Consider the following 18,979-nt stretch of genomic DNA (forward strand, 5'->3'; position numbering starts at 1 on the left):
TCGGGCGCGCTGCCGGTCACCGCACTAGCGCTTGAGCGTGGCCATGCACAGGGTGCTGCCCTTGAGGCTGCCCTGGAAGCCGACGAAGCCGAACCTGTCGGCCTCCGGCCACTGCTTGCACACCTCGCTGACGCGCTTGGTCAGCAGGTCGATCTCCGTGGTGTCGTCGATCTTGCCGACCACCTTGGCGTCCGCACCGGAGGCGCAGTCCACGACCTCCATCTTGTCCTCGGCGCCGACGCGCACGCACTGGCCGACCCCCGGGTTGCGGCTGCCGGGGTGCTTGGCGTCCTCCAGGCACAGCACCTTGTCGCGGGACAGGCCCTTGTTCTGCCGGGTCCACACGGCCGAGGCCGCGGAGGTCGGGAACTTCGTGCACCGCGCGCTCAGGCCGCTGACGATCCCGGCGTCCTCGATGCCGACCACCTTGTAGTCGGCCTCGGCCCCACAGGCCACCTTGGCCAGGTCGGTGCCCTGGGTGGCCTTGCCCTTCACGCACTCGCCGACGGCGGGCATGCGCTTGCCGGGGTTCTTCAGGTCCTCCAGGCACAGCACCGTGCCGGTGCCGCCCTCGCGCCCGCTCCAGAACGTGGCGTCGGCGGTCGGCGACTGCTCGCAGGCCGTGCCCAGTTGCAGCCCGAGCTTGCTCTGGTCCTTCTCGATGCCGACCACCTTGTACTTGGCCTCCGGCCCGCAGTCGATCCGCGCCACGCTGTCCACCTGCTCCACGTCGCCGCGGTAGCAGTCGCCCACGGCGTCGGCGCGCACACTGGGCAGCCACTGCGCCACGGCCAGCACGCCCGCGGCGACCAGCACCAAGGCGCCGACCAGCAGCAGCGCGGTGGGTCTGCGGCGCGGCGGTGTCGGGTCGACGATCGGCGGCGCCTTGGGCAGATCCGGGTACTCGTTCACGTGCCCCCCTGGAAGAAGAACGAAGCTCGCATCTTCCTAACACGGAGCGAACCGGACTTTCAGCGCGAAAGCAGTGACCTCTACCTCACCTGACCTGCGACGACCCGCAGGGAGGCGAGCAGGCCGGTGCCGGAGAGCGTGCTGGACGGGTCGGTCAGGTACTGCATCGCCAGCCCGCCGAGCAGGGCCTGGTAGAAGCCGCCGACCGTCTCGTCACCGGGGGCGCCGAACAGCTCGGCGAGCCCGAGCCGGGCGGCCCTGGTGGACTCGGTGAACGCCTCGCGCAGGCCGGGCGCCTGGTCGAGGTGCGCGACCAGTTCCAGCTGCACGGCCCACAGCCGGGGCGACTCCTCGAAGGAGCGCAGCACCGCGGCCCACATCGCCTCGAAGCGCAGCGCGGGGTCGTCCACCCGCACCGCGGTCAGCGTGCCCGCGAGCTCGTCGCCCCACTCCCGGACGGCCTCCAGCAGCGCGGCGTTGAGCAGGGCCTCCTTGGAGCCGAAGTGGTAGCCGATCGCGGCCAGGCTCACCCCCGCGGTGGCGGCGATGTCGCGGGCGGTGGTCCGCCCGTAGCCCTTGTCGAACAGACAGCGCCGCGCACCGGCCAGCAGGTTCTCGCGATTTCCCATGATCCAATGGTACATGCGTCTGATACGTGAGTCTTGAACAAATGTCTAATACGGGTCGATCCACCGCGATCTCGTTGCCGGAGCGGGCCAGCCTGTGAACCGCACCCGACGATCGTCGGGTGGTGACCCGTCAGCGCACCGCGCCACTCTGGTCTAGACCTCTTAACCCTGTCTGACGGAGGGAGTCCTGCCATGGGGTCAGGACGAGTCATCGCGGCGGTGGCCGCACTGGCCGCGGTCAGTTCGGTGCTGACCGCCGCGCCCGCCTACGCACACGGTTCCATGGGTACGCCGAAGAGCCGGATCTACACCTGCTTCCTGGAGGGACCGGAGAACCCGCGGTCCGCCGCCTGCAAGGCGGCCGTGGCGGCCGGGGACAGCTGGCCGCTCTACGACTGGGACGAGGTGAACATCGGCGACGCCGACGGGCGCAGCCGGGAGATCATCCCGGACGGCAAGCTGTGCAGCGCGGGCCGGGACAAGTACAAGGGGCTGGACCTGCCGCGCGCCGACTGGCCCGCGACGAACCTGCCCAGCAGCGGTACTTACACCTTCGAGTACGCGCTGACCGCCGCGCACCAAGGGACCTTCGAGCTGTACGTGACCAAGCCCGGCTACGACCCGACCAAGCCCCTGAAGTGGTCGGACCTGGAGGACAAGCCGTTCTACAAGCAGGACGACCCGCCGGCGAGCGGCCAGAGCTACCACCTGACCGCCACCCTGCCCGGCGGGCGCACCGGACGGCACCTGATCTACGCGATCTGGCAGCGCCACTGGCCGGACAGCGGTGAGGCGTTCTACTCCTGCTCGGACGTGCTGTTCAGCTGATCACTTGCATGTCTCGGCGCGCTTGACCACGGTCAGCGTCACCGTCACGCCCGAGTTCAGCGCGGCGCCGGGTGCGGGATCCTGCTTGCAGACCTTCCAGTTGAAGGGCCACAGCACCCGGCGCCCCAGCCCGAGCCCGTCCACCAGATCGATCTTGGTACCCAGCGGTACGGCGGACTCCGCGTCGTACAGGCCCTTGCCGACCACGTCGGGCATGGCTGAGGGCTGCGGCGCCACCCAGGAGGCCACGGCCAGCGGGCCGACCGGCGCGGCCGAGGCCGGAACCGTTGTGGCACCGACGAGAAGGACGGCTGCCAGCACACCCAGCAGCGCAATGCGAGCATTCCCCAGTGACTTCATACTTCACATGTACCGCGCAAGTCCTACGCCGAAAACCGTGTCGCGGGATTCCACCTGGTCGTGTGGATGCCCCGCCAAGCCCAGTCACCGCCTGCGACCACACCCCGGCGAGTCCCGCTCTGGGGAGCGCGAGTCCCGCTCACAGGCGGCGAACCGGACACGCACCATTCCGATGACCGGGGTGGTCAACCCGAGCTGACAGCTCGGGTTGACCACGAGCCAGGTCCCAACACTCCAGCCGACTACTTCGTGTACACAGCCTCGCTGCCGTACAACTCCCTCGTAAAGCTGGAGATGTAGTCGTGCCGGTCGGAACCGTCCAGGTTGTAGGTCAGGTACACGCCATAACCCTCACTCACGGTTCGCCGGGCGAGGCTGGCCGCGGTGCTCGTGGACGTCCCCCCGATCTCGACGGCCGCTGGCGACAGGCGCTCCTTGGGGAGCGAGATGTCCGGAACACCCCAGGTGCCGTAGTACGGGTTCCACGCGTAGTTGAACTTCGGCCCGATGTCCACGCCGCCGTAGGACAACCGTGACGCCGCCTCGCCGATGTTGTAGAGGGTGATGAGCTTGTCGGGCATGCTGTCGCGCAGCGCGGAGACGAGATAGACGAAGGAACTGTCGTTCGGGTCGCCGGCGCCGTTCTTTCCGTACTCGGCGTACTCGTCGTCGAAGTCGATACCGTCGAGCCCGTACTTGGTTACGGTGTCGGACAATTGCTTGGCGAATGCCTCAGCGGCTTCCTTTGACGGGAAGTTGGCGAAGCCCGCACCCTGGTGGTTGCCGAGCACCGACAACATGACCTTGATGCCTTTGTCCTGCAGGGGGCGAATCTGGGTATTCGCGTTGTCGAGAACCCGCTGCACGTTCTCGTTGAAGTACAGGTATGCCGACTTCTTGTCGACGTCGTAATTGATATTGGCGGCGAAGATGACGCCGATGTCGAACACAGTGCCGCCGCCCTTGGACAGCGTGTACTTGCCGACGTTCAGCATGCTGTTGTTGTTCACCTCGACGTAGGCCACCGAGACCGGCCCATTCTTGGCGAGCGAGGCCGTGTGGTCCGTCGTGGCGTTTCCAGTGGCCGCCGCGGACGTGGTTGCCGTCGTGCCGACCGCGAGCGCAACCGCGGCCAGTAGTGCGAGCGCGTTCGACCGCGCTGTGACTCGACCAAACCTGAACATCGTTGATCAGACTCCTGTCGACTGGATTGGCATCATGAACTTGTTCAGAGAACCAGCAGGGGCCAGCCGGAGGCCGTATCCGGAGCGCATACCGCACGCAGAATCGACGCGGGATGCACCGATGACACATTGACTAAACCGGTATAGTTACTGTATAGGCCCGGTTCCTGCGTTCTGTCAAGATGCGCGATGCCGCAGGTTCCTGACGCGCGCGAGGGCAGCGTGGGGCACTGCCGGTACGAGTGGCCGCTGCTGGACCACTCCAGCCAGCGGCTACGGCGCGGTCCAGAGCTGGTGGACCGCGTTCAGTCGGTCAGGTCCAGGCGCCGTTGCCGGCCGGCAGTGATCTGCTCATCACCGCGCCGGGCGGCCAGCCGCGCGAGCGCGCGGAACTGGCCCGATTCCAGCTCCGCAATCGCGCCTCGCAGCCGCCGCCCGAACGGCTAGTGGCTCGCCTCGGGACCTTGACCGTGTCTCGCCGGCGACCACCCAGCCACGCCCGCCGACGCGGGCCGTGTCATGAAAGTGCCGTTCAGGACATCCAGTGTCCTGAACGGCACTTTCATGGCACCGCGGCCTCGGCCCGGACCGGATACCAGGTCAACGATGCGCGACGCGCCACTAGCCGGTCAGCCGGCGACAGCTCGCACCCGGCGCAGCACCTCGTCGGTGCCCAGGGCCGTGGCCACGGCGTGCAGGTCGGGGCTGCGGGTGGCCCCGGTCAGGGCGAGCCGGATGATCTGCGAGGCCTCGCGGATGGACCCGCCGGCCGGGTAGGCCTCCGGGTTCTGCTTGAGGTCCTTGGGCTTGGCGGCGAACCCGTGCTTGGTGGCCAGCTCACGGATCTGGTTGAACCACTCGCCGGAGTCCTCCAGCGGCTGGTACGCCTCGGCGAAGTCGGCGGCGAACGCACGCACCAGGTCGGGGGCCACGCCGAGCTGGGTGAACTGCTCCCCCGTCACGTCCTGCGGCGTGAACAGCTCGGGGAAGAAGAACCCGTAGGCCTCGCGGAACCCGGACCACTTGCGCAGGTCCTTGCGCGGGTTGGGCACGTCGGCGCCCCGCTCCACGGCCAGCGCGGCCAGGGCGAGATCGCGGCGGGCGTCGAGCACCGGCACCAGCTCGGGGTCGTGGTCGGCGGCCCAGGTGCGCACGGCATCGAGGATCTGCTGACCGGACAGGGTGGCGATGTGGTCGGCGGAGATGTCCTCCAGCTTCACCAGGTCCACCAGCGGCCCGGCGACACCGCACTCCGTCAGCCGGATCGGCGAGGCCAGCGCCTCGGCCAGCGGAACCTCGGCCAGCCGGCCGTTGGCCAGCCCGCGCAGGTAGTACAGCACCGCCTCGGCCGGGAAACCCTGCTCGATGTAGAAGTCCACCGAGGCCTCGGAGTCCTTGCGCTTGGACAGCTTTCGCTTGCCGCCGGGGATCTGCTTCATCAGCGGCGCGATGTGGGCGTAGCGGGGCGCCGGGAAGCCGAGCGCTGCGAACAGCTGCAGGTGCAGCGGCACCGAGGAGATCCACTCCTCGCCGCGGATCACCAGGGTGGTGCGCATGAGGTGGTCGTCCACGGCGTGCGCGAAGTGGTAGGTGGGCAGCCGGACCTCGTTGGCCGAGGACTTGAGGATCACCACGTCGTTGCGGTTGTCCTCGTGCTCCAGCTCGCCCCGGATCTCGTCGCGGAACCGGGCCCTGGCCTCGACCCCCGGCGAGCGGAACCGGACCACGTACGGGGCGCCCTCGTCCAGCTTGGCCCGCACCTCGGCGGGGTCGCGGTCACGCCACAGCGCCCACCCCGCGTAGTAACCGGGGGGCATCTTCGTGGCGTCCTGGCGAGCGCGGATGTCGGCGAGCTCCTCCGGGGTGGCGAAGCACAGGTAGGCCTTGCCCTCGCGCAGCAGCTCCCGGGCGTAGGTGAGGTAGATCCGCTCGCGCCGGGACTGGTGGTAGGGGCCGTAGTCACCGGACTCGTCGTGCTCGTCGGCGGGCAGGCCGAAGTAGTTGAAGGCGTTGTCGAACTGGGCCGCGGCGCCCGCCACCTCACGGGCCTGGTCGGTGTCCTCCACCCGCAGCACGTAGGAGCCGCCGCTGCGGTGGGCGACATCGCGATCGATCATCGCGACGTAGAGCCCGCCGATGTGCACGAACCCGGTCGGCGAGGGACCGAAGCGGGTGACCTCGGCGTGCTGGGGCAGCTGCCGTACCGGGTAGCGCTGTTCCCAGTGCGCCGGCTCGGGCAGGTCAGCGGGGAACAGGGCATCGATCACGGCGCGGTCAAGCATCAGGTTCACGGTCTCCAACAACGGGTGGACGGACCCCGAGACTACCAACCGGGCCCCCTCAGCCCGCGCTCCAGCCCGCCAGTCCGGCGATGGCCCGCTCCGTGCCTAGGTCCTGAAGGGGCCGTTCGCGATGCTGGGCGCCTGCCACGAGCGCCGCGAAGGTGGCTTTCACTGCGCTCAACGCAGCGAATGGTCCTATCGCAGCACGCCCCGGCGGCGTCAGGAAGGTGCCCTTCGCGACGGTGAATGTCCCGAACGGCACCTTCACGACACGGCGGCACCGGCCCAGAACAGGCCCGCCGGGCCACGCGCCCACGTCAGGAAGGTGCCGTTCATGGCGTTGAACGCCATGAACGGCACCTTCCTGGCACAACGCCAGCTAGAGCTTGGCCTCGACGATGTCGGCGGCCAGCACGGCGCCACCGGCGGCGCGGGTCTCCGCGCGCAGCTCGGCCACCCGCCGCCACACCGACTCGTCGGCGGCCACGGCGAGCACGGCGTCCCGCACGGCCTCGGGGGTGGCCTCGTCACGGGTCAGCAGGCGGCCGACCCCGAGCTCGGTGCCGCGCTTGCCCACGAAGTACTGCTCGGGGGTCTGCGGCACGAACACGTGGGCGACCCCGTAGTGCAGGCCGCGCATGGTGCTGCTCATGCCCGCGTGCGAGACGAACACCTTGGTGTGCGGCAGGACGTCGGTGTGCGACAGGTACCGGTGTGCCTGCACGTTCGGCGGCAGCTCACCGAGATCGGCCGGGTCCAGGCCGCCGAGGGTCAGCACCACCTGCCACGGCAGCCCGGCGAACACGGCCGCACAGCCCTTGAAGAACTCCAGGTCCCGGTTGTTCTCGGTACCGAGCGAGACGACCACGAGCGGGTCGTCCCCCTCGGGCGGGGTCCAGTCGCCGGGCTCCTCGTCCAGGCAGGGCCCGACGAACTCGTGCCGGTCGTCGAACTTCTCGTTGTCCATCTGGAACGACCTGGGCAGGAACACCAGGTTGCGGTCCAGGCAGGGGGCGTGGAACTCCTCCATGGACAGCTCGAGGTTGTGGCTGGTGAGCAGCTCGCCCATCCAGATGAAGAACTCGATCAGCGCCGGGTGGTGGGTGTCCAGGTCCGGGGCGAACTGCTCGCGGATCCGGTCCCCCAGCCCGAACTGCTCGTTGGTGGCGAAGGTCGGGTACATCTGGATCGCGGACCGCTGCCACTTGGCGGCCAGCACCCGGCCCGCCGCGTAGGTGCTGGAGTCGTACAGGATGACGTCGGGCAGGTCCCTGCCCGCGAAGTGCGACTCCACCGGTGGCACGGTGGCCATGGCCTCCAGCATGGCGCGCAACGGTTCCCGCGCCAGGTAGTCGGCGTCGTACACCTCGGGCAGCGGGCGCCCGGCCAGCGCCGAGGCGTAGCGCAGCACCTCGGCGCCCGCGGCCTCGGCCGCCGCGGCGAACTTCTCGGTGGTGGCGAAGGTGACGCGGTGACCTCTGCGCACCAGCTCCCGAACGACCGGAAGCGTGGGGTTCACGTGCCCGTAGCCCGGAAAGGGCCACATCAGCACATGGCGCCCGGACACGCGCTGGCGTGCCGTCGAGGTCTCCGTCATCGGTGTTCCCCAGTTCACTCGGAGGTGCGGGTGTTCGCGGCGAGCCAGTCCAGCATCACCTGCGCGGTGTCCGAGGCCAGCTCCTCGACCATGGAGAAGTGGTCACCGGGCACCTCGATCGTGGTGTGCGCTTCGCGCCACGTCGGTTGCCACAGCTTCTCCTGTCCCGCTTCCTGTTCCGCTCCGCCCATCGGATCGGATGCCTGAACGAACAGAATCGGTGCCCGAACGTCCCCTGGCGCCCACTTGCCACTGAGCCGGAAGTACCAATCCATGGCGGTGAGCCGGGTCGCGTCCACCTGCCCCACGAGTTCCTCGCGGTCCAGGATCCCGCTCATCATGCTGCCGCCCGCCTCACCCAGCGCCACGCTGTCGTCGGGCCGGAAACTGTCCATCATCACCACCGCGGCCGGGTTGATGCCCTGGGCCTCCAACACGGTCGCCGTGGCGTGCGCCATCAAACCGCCCGCCGAATGTCCAAAGAGGACGAACTGGCCGTCCGTCACGTGCGGGCGGATCGCCTCGGCCAGCAGTTCGGCCGCGGCCGGGATCGAGGTGGGCAGGCTGTCCCCCTCGGCGAACCCGGGGTTGGCGGTGGCGAGCAGGTCGTACTCCCCGCGGAACCGGGCCGCCATGCGGGCGTACTGGTGCACACCGCCCAGCGCGGCGTAGGAGGAGAACGAGATCAGCTTGAGCGGGCTGGGGCCGCGCGAGAGCGTGACCGGGCTGGGGATGCGCGGTGCCTCGGCCACGGCGCTGAAGGTCGGGCGCAGCAGCGAGGCGGCGCGCAGGATCTCCCAGGCCTCGAAGTCCTTGCCCTGCTTGATACCCAGGTGGAACAGGGCGCTGATGGAGTCACCGGGCCCGGTGTTCGCCGGGGCCTGCGCGGCCACGGTGCCGACGCTGGAGTCCAGGCTGTCGGCCAACTCCGCACGTAGGAACTTGGCCAGGTCGCTGGGCATCGGGTGGTCGAACACCAGCGAGGCGGGCAACCGCAGCCCGGTCGCGGAGCTCAGGCCGTTGCGCAGTTCCACCGAGGTCAGCGAGTCGAAGCCCAGTTCCGCGAGGCCCTGGTCCGGGTCGATGGCATTGGGCCCGGAGTGGCCGAGCACCGCCGCGGCGTAGGTCCGCACCAGGGTCAGCAGTTCCTGTTCCTGCTCGTCCTCGGGCAGACCGGCCAGGCGCTTGAGCAGCGCCCCGCTGTCGGCCTCTCCCCCGCCGCTGGCCGACCGCCTCGCCGGCGGCACCAGGCCCCGCAGCAGCTTGGGCAGCACCTCGCCCTGGGTCCGCAGCACGCCGAGGTCCAGCTTGACCGGGGCCAGCAGCGGCTGGTCACCGGCCAGCGCGACCTCGAACAGGCGCAGGGCCTCGCCGGTGGCCATCGGCGCCACCGCGCCACCGCCGACCCTGGCCTGCTCCACGTCCCCGGTGGTGACCGACCGCGCCCACAGGCCCCAGGCCAGCGACAGCGCGGGCAGGCCGTCGGCGTGCCGCTGGGCGGCGAGCGCGTCCAGGAAGCTGTTGGCAGCGGCGTAGTTGCCCTGACCGGGCAGGCCGAAGGTGCCCGCCGTGGAGGAGAACAGCACGAACGCGGCCAACTGCGTGTCACGGGTGAGTTCGTGCAGGTTCAGCGCGCCGTCGACCTTGGGCCGCAACGCGGTGGACAGCCGCTCCGGGGTCAGCGACCCGATCATGCCGTCGTCCATGGCGACCGCCGCGTGCAGCACCGCCGTGAGCGGACGCTCCGCGGGGATGGCCGCCAGCACCGAGGCCAGCGCATCGCGGTCGGCGGTGTCGCAGGCCGCGACCTCAACGCTGGCACCGAGTTCGGTCAGTTCGGCGACCAGCTCGGGTGCGGACCCCCTGCGGCTGACCAACAGCAGGTGGCGCACCCCGCGCTCGGTGACCAGGTGCCGGGCCAGGATCGCGCCCAGCGCACCGGTACCGCCGGTGATCAGCACCGTGCCCTCGGGGTCCCAGGACCGCTCCGCGCTGTCGGTCGCGGCGACCCGGGTGAGCCGCGCGGCGCGGGCAACCCCGTTGCGCAGCACGATCTGCGGTTCGTCGGAGGCCAGCGCGGCGGGCAGCGCCCGGTGGGACTCGGCGTCCTCGTCCAGGTCGACCAGCACGATCCGGCCCGGGTTCTCCCACTGCGCGGAGCGGATCAGGCCCCACACCGCGGCACCGGCCAGGTCGGTCACCTGCTCGCCGTCCACCGGGACCGCGCCGCGGGTGACGATCGCCAGCCGGGTACCGGCCAGCCGCTCGTCGGACAGCCAGTCCTGCACCACCTTGAGCGCCTGGTGTGTCGCGGCGTGCACCGACTCGGCGTCGGTCCCCGGCGTGCTCGGCGCGAGCAGCACGCTCACGCTGGAGATGCCGCCCGCGACCACCTCGCTGACCGCCCGCGAGTCCAGGTAGGACTCCACAATGGACACATCGGAGGCGTCGAGTCCCTGGCGCAGCTTGAGTTCGTCCTCACCCAGCACCACCCAGACGCCCGAGGAGCTGTCCGCGGTGTGGGCCATCGGCGCCCAGGCCACGTGGTACAGCGACTCGTGGTAGACCGCACGGGCCGCGGCGAGCTGCTCGGTGGACATGGGCCGGAACACCAGCGCCTCCACCGTGGCCACCGGCTGACCGGTCTCGTCCGCGGCCAGCACCGTGATGCCGTCCCGGCCGGACGGGGAGATCCGCACCCGCAGCGCGCGGGCCCCGGTCGCGTGCAGGGAGACCCCCGACCAGGAGAACGGGAACATGTTCTCGCCCTCACCGCCAATGGTCACCACGCCAAGGCCCAGGGAGTGCAGCGCGGCGTCCAGCAGGGCGGGGTGGAGCCCGAACTGGTCCGGCTCAACGTCTTCGGGCAGGCTGACCTCGGCAAGCACCGAGTCCCCGTGCCGCCAGGCCGCGCGCAGGCCCTGGAAGGTCGGGCCGTAGTTGTAGAACCCGTTCGGGTCGCCCGCGTAGAAGTCCACCAGCGGGATCGGCTCGGCCCCGGTCGGCGGCCACTGCTCCAGCGGGGCCGGGGTGGACTGCTCCCCGGCGACCAGGAAACCGGCGATGTGCCGGGTCCACGGCAGCTCGGCGGGCGCGTCCTCGGCCCGGGAGTAGATGCCCACCGGGCGCGCGCCGGTGCCGTCCGGCGCCTCCACGACCACCTGCACCCGCACGCCACCCTGCTCGGGCAGCACCAGCGGAGCCTCGAAGACCAGTTCCTCGACCCGGTCGCAGCCCACCTCGTCACCGGCGCGGATGGCCAGCTCCACGAAGGCGGTGCCGGGGAACATCACCATGCCGCCCACGACGTGGTCGGCCAGCCAGGGCTGGGTGCGCACCGACAGCCGCCCGGTGAACAGGTAGCCCTCGGTGCCCGCCAGCGCCACCCCGGCGCCCAGCAGGGCGTGGTCGGCCCAGCCGAGGCCGATCGAGGCGGGGTCGCCACCGACGAGGTTCTTGGGCAGCTCGGGCCAGAACCGCTGCTTCTGGAACGCGTAGGTCGGCAGCTCGACCCGCCGCGCCGTGCCGGTGCCGAAGACCTGCGTCCAGTCGGGGCTCTTGCCGCGCACGTGCAGTTCGGACAGCGAGGCCAGGAACCGGGTCAGGCCGCCCTCGTTGCGGCGCAGGGTACCCGTGACGGCAGCGCCGTCCAGACCCGCACCGTCCACTGTGTCCTGAACGGCGAAGGTCATCACCGGGTGCGCGCTCACCTCGACGAACACGTCGTGACCGCGCTTGGCCAGCTGCTGGATCGCGGGCTCGAACAGCACCGACTGCCGGGTGTTGGCGTACCAGTAGTTCGTGTCCATCTCGGACCCGTCCACCCAGTCCCCGGTCACCGTGGAGAAGATCGGCACGGTGGCCGTGCGCGGGCTGACCTCGGCCAGCTGCGCGAGCATGTCCTCGCGGACCACCTCCACGTGCGCGGAGTGCGAGGCGTAGGTGGCCGGGATCTTCTTGGCGCGGATGCCCTCGGCGGTCAGCTCTTCCACCAGCGCGTCCAGCGGGTCCATCTCCCCGGAGACCACGACCGAGGCGGTGCTGTTGATCGCCGCCACGGACAGGTCCGGGTAGTTCGCCAGCCGCGCCTCGACCTCGTCCGCGGACAGGTTGATCGAGGCCAGCGCCCCGTGCCCGGCGAGCTTCTCGCGGGCCAGGGTGCTGCGCACGGTGAGCACCAGCAGGGCGTCGCGCAGGGACAGCGCACCGGCGAAGCAGGCCGCGCCGATCTCGCCCTGCGAGTGGCCGACCACCGCGTCGGGCTTGATCCCGTAGGAGCGCCACAGCTCCGCCAGCGACACCATGACCGCGAACAGCGCGGGCTGCACCACGTCGACCCGCTCCAGCGAGGGCGCGCCCTCGGCCTCGCGCAGGACCTCGATCAGCGACCAGTCCACGAACTCGGTCAGCGCGGCGTCGCACTCGGCCATGCGCGCGGCGAACACCGGTGCGGAGTCGAGCAGTTCACGGGCCATGCCCGCCCACTGCGAGCCCTGCCCGGGGAAGACGAACACGGTGCGGCCCTTGGCCTTCGCCGTGCCGCGCAGCACGGCGGCGGAGACCGAGTCCTCGGCGAGGGCGGCCAGCCCGGCGCGGTAGTCGGCCAGGTTGTCGGCGATCACCGCGGCCCGGTGCTCGAAGGAGGAGCGGGTGGTGACCAGTGCGTGGCCCACCGCGATCGGGTCCAGCCCGGGGTTTTCGTCCACATAGGACAGAAGCCGCTCGGCCTGTCCGCGCAGCGCCTCGGGCGAGCGGCCGGACAGCACCCACGGCGCGGGTGCCTCGGCACGGGCCGCCGGGGTGGGCGCGTCCTGGGCGGGCGGCTCCTCGATGATGACGTGCGCGTTGGTGCCGCTGATGCCGAACGAGGACACCGCCGCACGGCGCGGCTGGCCGTTGCGCTGCCACGCGACCGGCTCGGTGAGCAGGCGGACGCTGCCAGAGGCCCAGTCCACGTGCGGGGTGGGCTCGTCCACGTGCATGGTCATCGGCAACAGGTCGTTGCGCATGGCCATGATCATCTTGATGATGCCCGCGGCACCGGCCGCCGCCTGGGTGTGGCCCAGGTTGGACTTGACCGAACCCAGCCACAGCGGGCGGTCGTCCGGGTGGTCCTGGCCGTAGGTGGCCAGCAGGGCCTGGGCCTCGATCGGGTCGCCCAGCTTGGTGCCGGTGCCGTGCGCCTCCACCACGTCGACCTGGTCACCGGTCAGCCCGGCGTTGGCCAGGGCCTGGCGGATCACCCGCTGCTGGGAGGGGCCGTTCGGGGCGGTCAGGCCGTTGGAGGCACCGTCCTGGTTGACCGCGGAACCCTTGACCACGGCCAGGATCTGGTGGCCGTTGCGCTTGGCGTCGGACATGCGCTCCAGCAGCAGCATGCCAAGGCCCTCGCCCCAACCCGTGCCGTCGGCGGAGGCGGAGAAGGACTTGGACCGGCCGCTGGCCGACAGCGCGCCCTGGCGGCTGTAGTCCACGAAGGTGCTCGGGGTGGACATGATCGTGACGCCACCGGCAAGCGCCAGCTCGCACTCGCCCTCGCGCAGGGCCTGGGCCGCCAGGTGCAGGGTCACCAACGAGGAGGAGCAGGCCGTGTCGATGGTGACGGCTGGGCCTTCCAGACCGAGCACATAGGACACTCGGCCGGAGGCGACGCTGCCGGAAGTTCCCGTTCCCACATAGCCTTCGGCCCCGTCGCCCAGCGCGAACAGGTGGGCGCCGTAGTCGTGGTACATGACCCCGGCGAACATGCCGGTGCGGCTGCCCTTGAGCGAGTGCGGGTCGATGCCCGCGCGCTCGATGGCCTCCCAGGACGCCTCCAGCAGCTTGCGCTGCTGCGGGTCCATCGCGATGGCCTCGCGCGGGGAGATGCCGAAGAAGGCCGGGTCGAAGTCCGCGGCGTCGTAGAGGAAACCGCCCTCCTGCACGTAGTTGGAGCCGCCCTTGCCGTCCTCACCGGACAGCGAGTCCAGGTCCCAGCCGCGGTCGGTGGGCATCGCGGCGATGCCGTCCCCGCCACGCTCCACCAGCCGCCACAGGTCCTCCGGCGAACGGACCCCGCCGGGGTACTGGCAGCTCATGCCGACGATCACGATCGGGTCGTCGTCGGCGCGGCGGTTCACCTGCACCGCAACGACTTCCGCCGCCACGCCGGAGACCTCGGTGAGCAGGTGCTCGGCCAGCACCACGGTGTTCGGGTAGTCGAACACCAGCGTGGCGGGCAGCCGCAGCCCGGTGGCCACGTTGAGCCCGTTGCGCAGTTCCAGTGCCGTCAGGGAGTCGAAGCCCAGGTCCTTGAACGCCCGCTCGGGGTCGATGCCCTCCAGCGAACCGTGGCCCAGCACGGCGGCGACCTGCCCGCGCACCAGGTCGACCACGGCTTCGCGCCGCTCCGACTCGGGCAGCGCGGCGATGTGCTCGCCCAGCAGGGAACCGGTCCGCTTGGCCACGGCCTCGGCGGCGCGGCGGCGGGCCACCGGCACCAACGTGCGCCAGATCGGCGGCAGGGACTCGCCCAGCGCGCGCAGCGCGGCCAGGTCGGTGCGCATCGGCACGACCAGCGCACTGTCCACACCGGACGCTACGTCGAACAGCTCGGTGCCCTCGGCGGCCATCAGCGGCAGCACACCGCCGCGGGCGATGCGCGACTTGTCGGCCTCGTCCAGGTGGCCGCTGACCGCGCTGGCCTCGTCCCACAGGCCCCAGGCCAGGGACTGACCGGGCAGACCGGCGGCCCTGCGGTGCGCCATGAGCGCGTCCAGGAAGGCATTGGCGGCCGAGTAGTTGCCCTGCCCCGCGGCGCCGACCACGCCGGAGATCGAGGAGAACACCACGAAGGCGCGCAGGCCGCTGGTCAGCTCGTGCAGGTGCCAGACCGCGTCCACCTTGGGGCGCAACACCTTGTCCAGCCGCTCCGGGGTCTGCGACTGGATGATGCCGTCCTCGACCACACCGGCCAGGTGCACCACACCAATCAGCGACAGCCCGGAGACCAGCTCGGCCACCGAGTCGCGGTCGGCCAGGTCGCAGGCGGCCAGTCGCACCTCGGCGCCGAGTTCGCGCAGTTCGGCGGCCAGTTCCTGGGCGCCAGCGGCCTGTTCGCCGCTGCGGCTGGCCAGTACGAGGTCGCGGACCCCGCGCTCGGCGACCAGGTGCCGGGCGAACAGGCGGCCCAGCACACCCGTGCCGCCGGTCATCAGCACCGTGCCCGGCCCGCTCCAGTCCACCTCTTCGGTGGACGGCGTGGCGCGGGTGAAGCGTGCCGCGTGCACAACTCCTTCGCGGACAACGACTTGCGGTTCACCGCACTCGATCGCGGTGGCCAGGGCGTCGCGGGAGGCCTGCGTGTCGTCCAAGTCGACCAGCACGAACCGGCCCGGGTTCTCCGCCTGCGCCGAGCGCACCAGACCCCAGATCGGGGCGTGCACCAGGTCGCTGACCTCGTTGCCCACCGCGAACTTCGTGACGATCGCCAGCGTTCCCTGCTCTTCGTCCAACCAGGACTGAAGGCGGGCCAGCACCTCGTGCGCGGCCTGGTGTGCCTGCGCGACAACGTCTTCGGTGCCGGTCGGCACCAGCTCCACGATCGTCGCGTCGGTCTCGGTGCGGGCCGTCACGGGGATGCGAACCCAGTCGACCGTGAACAGCGAGTTGGTGCTCTGCTGGGCGAGATCGCCGCCGATGCCCCGCAGCACCAGGGATTCCGCCGACAGCACGGGGGTGCCCGCCGGGTCGACGACCTGCACGGAGACCGTGTCCTGACCGGCGGGCGCGAGGCTGACCCGCACCGTGCTCGCACCGGCCGCGTGCAGGGACACGCCGTTCCAGGAGAAGGGCAGCAGGGTGGACCCGCTGCCGGAGCCGCCCACGGTGCTGGTGCCCAGCCCCAGGGAGTGCAGGCCCGCGTCCAGCAGCGCCGGGTGGATGCCGAACCGACCGGCCTCCGCCACGGCCTCCTCCGGCAGCGCGACCTCGGCGAAGACCTCGTCCCCGCGCCGCCACGCCTGCCGCAGGCCCTGGAACACCGGTCCGTACAGCAGACCCGCGTCGGCGAGCCGGTCGTAGGCGCCCTCCACGGTCAGCGGCTCGGCCTCGGCGGGTGGCCAGGTGGCGTCCACGACCGCACCGCGCTGACCGACGCCCAGCGCGCCGGTCGCGTGCAGGGTCCACGGCTGCTCGCCGTCCTCGTCGGGCCGCGAGTGCACGCTCACCGTGCGGGTGCCCTGCGCGTCCGGGGCGCCGACGAGCACCTGCACGTGCACGCCGCCGTGCTCGGGCAGGGCCAGCGGCACCGCCAGGGTCAGCTCCTCGACCCGGTCGCAGCCCACCTCGTCACCGGCCCGGATGGCCAGCTCCAGGAAGGCCGTGCCGGGCAGGATGATCGTGCCCGCGACCACGTGGTCGGCCAGCCACGGGTGGGTCTGCACCGACAGGCGCCCGGTGAGCACGAACCCGTCGGAGTCGGCCAGCCCGACGGCGGCGCCCAGCAGCGGGTGCTCGGCCGAGCGCATGCCGATGTAGCGGATGTCGCCCAGCCCGGCGATGGTCTCCAGCCAGTACCGCTCGCGCTGGAACGCGTAGGTCGGCAGGTCGATCCGCCGGGCGCCGCTGTCCGCGAAGTACTCGGCCCAGTCGACCTTGCCGCCGTTGACGTGCAGCGTGGCCAGCGCCGTGACGATGGTCTGCGCCTCGTCGCGGTCCTTGCGCAGCACGGGGATGCCCTCGGCCATCGCCGACAGCACACCGTCCGGCCCGAGCTCCAGGAACTTCGTCACGCCCTGCGCACGCAGGTGCTCGACGCCAGCATGGAAGCGCACGGCCTCACGCACGTGGCGCACCCAGTACTCGGGAGTCGTCGGGTCGCCCTCGGTGTTGCCCACCACCGGGATCTGCGGCTGATTGAACGTCAGCCCCGAAGCGACCTTGCCGAACTCCGCCAGCATCGGGTCCATCAACGGCGAGTGGAACGCATGGCTCACCGTCAGGCGACGAGTCTTACGGTCGGTGAAATGTGAGACGACAGTCTCAACCGCGTCCTCAGTCCCAGAAACGACCACCGAGTCCGGCCCGTTGATCGCAGCGATCGACACCCGGTCAGTCAGATGCGGAACAACCTCGTCCTCAGTCGCCTGGATCGCGACCATCGCACCACCAGTGGGCAGCGCGCCCATCAACTTTCCGCGCGCCGCAACCAACTTCGCCGCGTCCCCCAGCGACAGGATGCCCGCGACGTGGGCCGCGGCGAGTTCGCCGATGGAGTGCCCGATGAGGTAGTCCGGCTTGACGCCCCAGGACTCGAACAGCCGGTACAGCGCGACCTCGATCGCGAACAACGCGGGCTGCGTGTACTCGGTCTGGTTCAGCAACTCCGAGTCGCCGAACATGACGTCCTTCAGATCAGTGGAAAAGTGCGCCAGCACCTCATCCAAAGATCCAGCGAACTTGGGAAAAGCCGCGTACAGCTCCCGGCCCATGCCCGCGCGCTGGGCACCCTGGCCGGAGAACATGGCCGCCAGCTGCCCCTCGGTGGCGACACCAGTGATCAGGCTGGGGGCCGACTCCCCCGCCGCGAGAGAGCGCAACGCCTCAGGCCCCAGCGCGACGGCGCGGTGCTCGAAGGCCGACCGCGCGGTCGCCAGGGAGTAGCCGAGGTCGAGCGGGTCCTGGTCGATCAGCGGCAGCAGGCGCTCGGCCTGGGCGCGCAGGGCCTCGGCCCCACGGCCGGACACCAGCCACGGCACCACCGGCAGCGCCTTGCGCTCGGCGGCCTGCTCCTCGCGGGCGGGTGCCTGCTCGATGATCGTGTGCGCGTTGGTACCGCTCACGCCGAACGCGGAGATGCCCGCGCGGCGCGGGTGACCGTTCTCAACCCACGGGCGGGACTCGTTGAGCAGCTTGACGTTGCCCGCCGTCCAGTCCACATGGGACGAAGGTGTGTCGGCGTGCAGGGTTTTGGGCAGCACCCCGTGTTGCAGCGCCAGCACCATCTTCATGACCCCGGCGACACCGGCAGCCGCCTGCGTGTGGCCGATGTTCGACTTCACCGAGCCCAGCCACAGCGGCTCCTCGCGGTCACGGCCGTAGGTGGCCAGCAGCGCCTGCGCCTCGATCGGGTCGCCCAGCGAGGTGCCGGTGCCGTGCGCCTCCACGACGTCCACATCGGACGGTGACAGACCTGCGCTGGTCAGCGCCTGCCAGATCACGCGCTGCTGGGACGGGCCGTTCGGGGCGGTCAGGCCGTTGGAGGCACCGTCCTGGTTCACGGCGGAACCCTTGACCACAGCCAGGATCGGGTGCCCGTTGCGCTGCGCGTCGGACAGCCGCTCCAGCAGCAGCACGCCCGCGCCCTCGCCCCAGCTCACTCCGTCGGCGTCATCGGAGAAGGCCTTGCTGCGCGCGTCCTGGGCCAGGCCGCGCTGGCGGCTGAACCCGATGAAGGCGCCGGGGGTGGCCATGATCGTCACGCCACCGGCCAGCGCCAGCGAGCACTCCTGCGAGCGCAGTGCCTGCGCGGCCAGGTGGATCGCGACCAGGGAGGAGGAACAGGCCGTGTCGATCGTGACGGCCGGGCCCTCAAGGCCGAGCACGTAGGACACCCGGCCGGAGACCACGCTGGCGGAGTTGCCGGTGCCCAGGTACGCCTCGGTGTCGGACTTGGCCAATGCGAACAGGTTGCCGTAGTCCTGGCCGTTGGTGCCCGCGAACACGCCGACCTGCCCGCCGCGCAACGAGTTCGGGTCGATGCCAGCCCGCTCGAAGGACTCCCAGCAGATCTCCAGCAGCAGCCGCTGCTGGGGATCCATGGCCAGGGCCTCGCGTGGGGAGATGCCGAAGAACGCCGGGTCGAACTCGGCAGCCGCAGCGACGAACCCGCCCTCCTTGACGTAGGAGGTGCCGGGCGCGTCGGGGTCGGGGTTGTAGAGCCCGTCCAGGTCCCAGCCGCGGTCGGTGGGGAACTCGGTGATCGCGTCGGTGCCCTCGGACAGCAGCCGCCACAACTGCTCGGGCGTGTCGGCCCCGTCCGGGAACCGGCAGCTCATGGCCACGATGGCGATCGGCTCAGGCTCTCCGGCCTCCACCTCGCGCAGCCGCTGCCGCGTCTGGTGCAGATCAGCGGTCACCCGCTTGAGGTAGTCGAGGAGCTTGTCTTGGTTCGCCATCCTGGCCTCTCCAGTCTTGCTTGGTCCCGGG

General features: G+C 70.8%; 9 protein-coding genes. 1 reads left to right on the forward strand and 8 read right to left on the reverse strand.

Annotated features, from left to right (window positions below; translation table 11 throughout):
* Positions 1–24: 24 nt before the first annotated feature.
* Both KALB_RS44475 and KALB_RS32210 read right to left on the reverse strand, forming a co-directional pair.
* Complete coding sequence (locus KALB_RS44475) at positions 25–912, reverse strand: LppU/SCO3897 family protein (RefSeq protein ID WP_025359796.1); 888 nt, start codon at positions 910–912, stop codon at positions 25–27.
* A gap of 80 nt (positions 913–992) precedes the next feature.
* The gene (locus tag KALB_RS32210) at positions 993–1,541 is read right to left on the reverse strand and encodes a TetR/AcrR family transcriptional regulator (protein WP_025359797.1); all 549 of its coding nucleotides are present in this window, start codon (positions 1,539–1,541) and stop codon (positions 993–995) included.
* Between the two features lie 192 nt (positions 1,542–1,733).
* Between KALB_RS32210 and KALB_RS32215 the strand changes: the two genes are divergently transcribed.
* Positions 1,734–2,369 (forward strand): lytic polysaccharide monooxygenase auxiliary activity family 9 protein, encoded by a 636-nt coding sequence (locus KALB_RS32215; protein ID WP_025359798.1) that lies wholly within the window; start codon positions 1,734–1,736, stop codon positions 2,367–2,369.
* Here KALB_RS32215 and KALB_RS32220 read toward each other — a convergent pair whose 3' ends face one another.
* The 6 genes from KALB_RS32220 to KALB_RS32240 all read right to left on the reverse strand — a co-directional run bounded on the left by KALB_RS32220 (position 2,370) and on the right by KALB_RS32240 (position 18,948).
* On the reverse strand, positions 2,370–2,690 hold the full coding sequence (locus tag KALB_RS32220) for a PASTA domain-containing protein (RefSeq protein ID WP_148309744.1): 321 nt from the start codon (positions 2,688–2,690) through the stop codon (positions 2,370–2,372). It lies immediately after the preceding gene.
* A 281-nt stretch (positions 2,691–2,971) separates the two neighbouring features.
* The gene (locus tag KALB_RS32225; RefSeq protein WP_025359800.1) at positions 2,972–3,913 is read right to left on the reverse strand and encodes an endo-beta-N-acetylglucosaminidase H; all 942 of its coding nucleotides are present in this window, start codon (positions 3,911–3,913) and stop codon (positions 2,972–2,974) included.
* 629 nt (positions 3,914–4,542) lie between these two features.
* Entirely contained in the window at positions 4,543–6,195 is a 1,653-nt protein-coding gene (locus KALB_RS32230) for a glutamate--tRNA ligase (protein WP_025359801.1), read from the reverse strand.
* A 58-nt stretch (positions 6,196–6,253) separates the two neighbouring features.
* Complete coding sequence (locus KALB_RS47110) at positions 6,254–6,463, reverse strand: hypothetical protein (protein ID WP_148309745.1); 210 nt, start codon at positions 6,461–6,463, stop codon at positions 6,254–6,256.
* A gap of 111 nt (positions 6,464–6,574) precedes the next feature.
* Positions 6,575–7,792, reverse strand: coding sequence for a macrolide family glycosyltransferase (locus KALB_RS32235; protein WP_052360505.1), 1,218 nt, complete (start codon positions 7,790–7,792; stop codon positions 6,575–6,577).
* 14 nt (positions 7,793–7,806) lie between these two features.
* Positions 7,807–18,948 (reverse strand): type I polyketide synthase, encoded by an 11,142-nt coding sequence (locus KALB_RS32240; protein ID WP_025359803.1) that lies wholly within the window; start codon positions 18,946–18,948, stop codon positions 7,807–7,809.
* Positions 18,949–18,979: the final 31 nt, after the last annotated feature.

This window comes from Kutzneria viridogrisea DSM 43870, from assembly GCF_000525635.1.
Lineage (GTDB): Bacteria > Actinomycetota > Actinomycetes > Mycobacteriales > Pseudonocardiaceae > Kutzneria > Kutzneria viridogrisea.

What these genes read in the sequence shown, in the direction of transcription:
- KALB_RS32210 (WP_025359797.1), bottom strand. Translation starts at nt 1,541, where the DNA reads ATGGGAAATCGCGAGAACCTGCTGGCCGGTGCGCGGCGCTGTCTGTTC.
- KALB_RS32215 (WP_025359798.1), top strand. Translation starts at nt 1,734, where the DNA reads ATGGGGTCAGGACGAGTCATCGCGGCGGTGGCCGCACTGGCCGCGGTC.
- KALB_RS32225 (WP_025359800.1), bottom strand. Translation starts at nt 3,913, where the DNA reads ATGTTCAGGTTTGGTCGAGTCACAGCGCGGTCGAACGCGCTCGCACTA.
- KALB_RS32230 (WP_025359801.1), bottom strand. Translation starts at nt 6,195, where the DNA reads ATGCTTGACCGCGCCGTGATCGATGCCCTGTTCCCCGCTGACCTGCCC.
- KALB_RS32235 (WP_052360505.1), bottom strand. Translation starts at nt 7,792, where the DNA reads ATGACGGAGACCTCGACGGCACGCCAGCGCGTGTCCGGGCGCCATGTG.
- KALB_RS32240 (WP_025359803.1), bottom strand. Translation starts at nt 18,948, where the DNA reads ATGGCGAACCAAGACAAGCTCCTCGACTACCTCAAGCGGGTGACCGCT.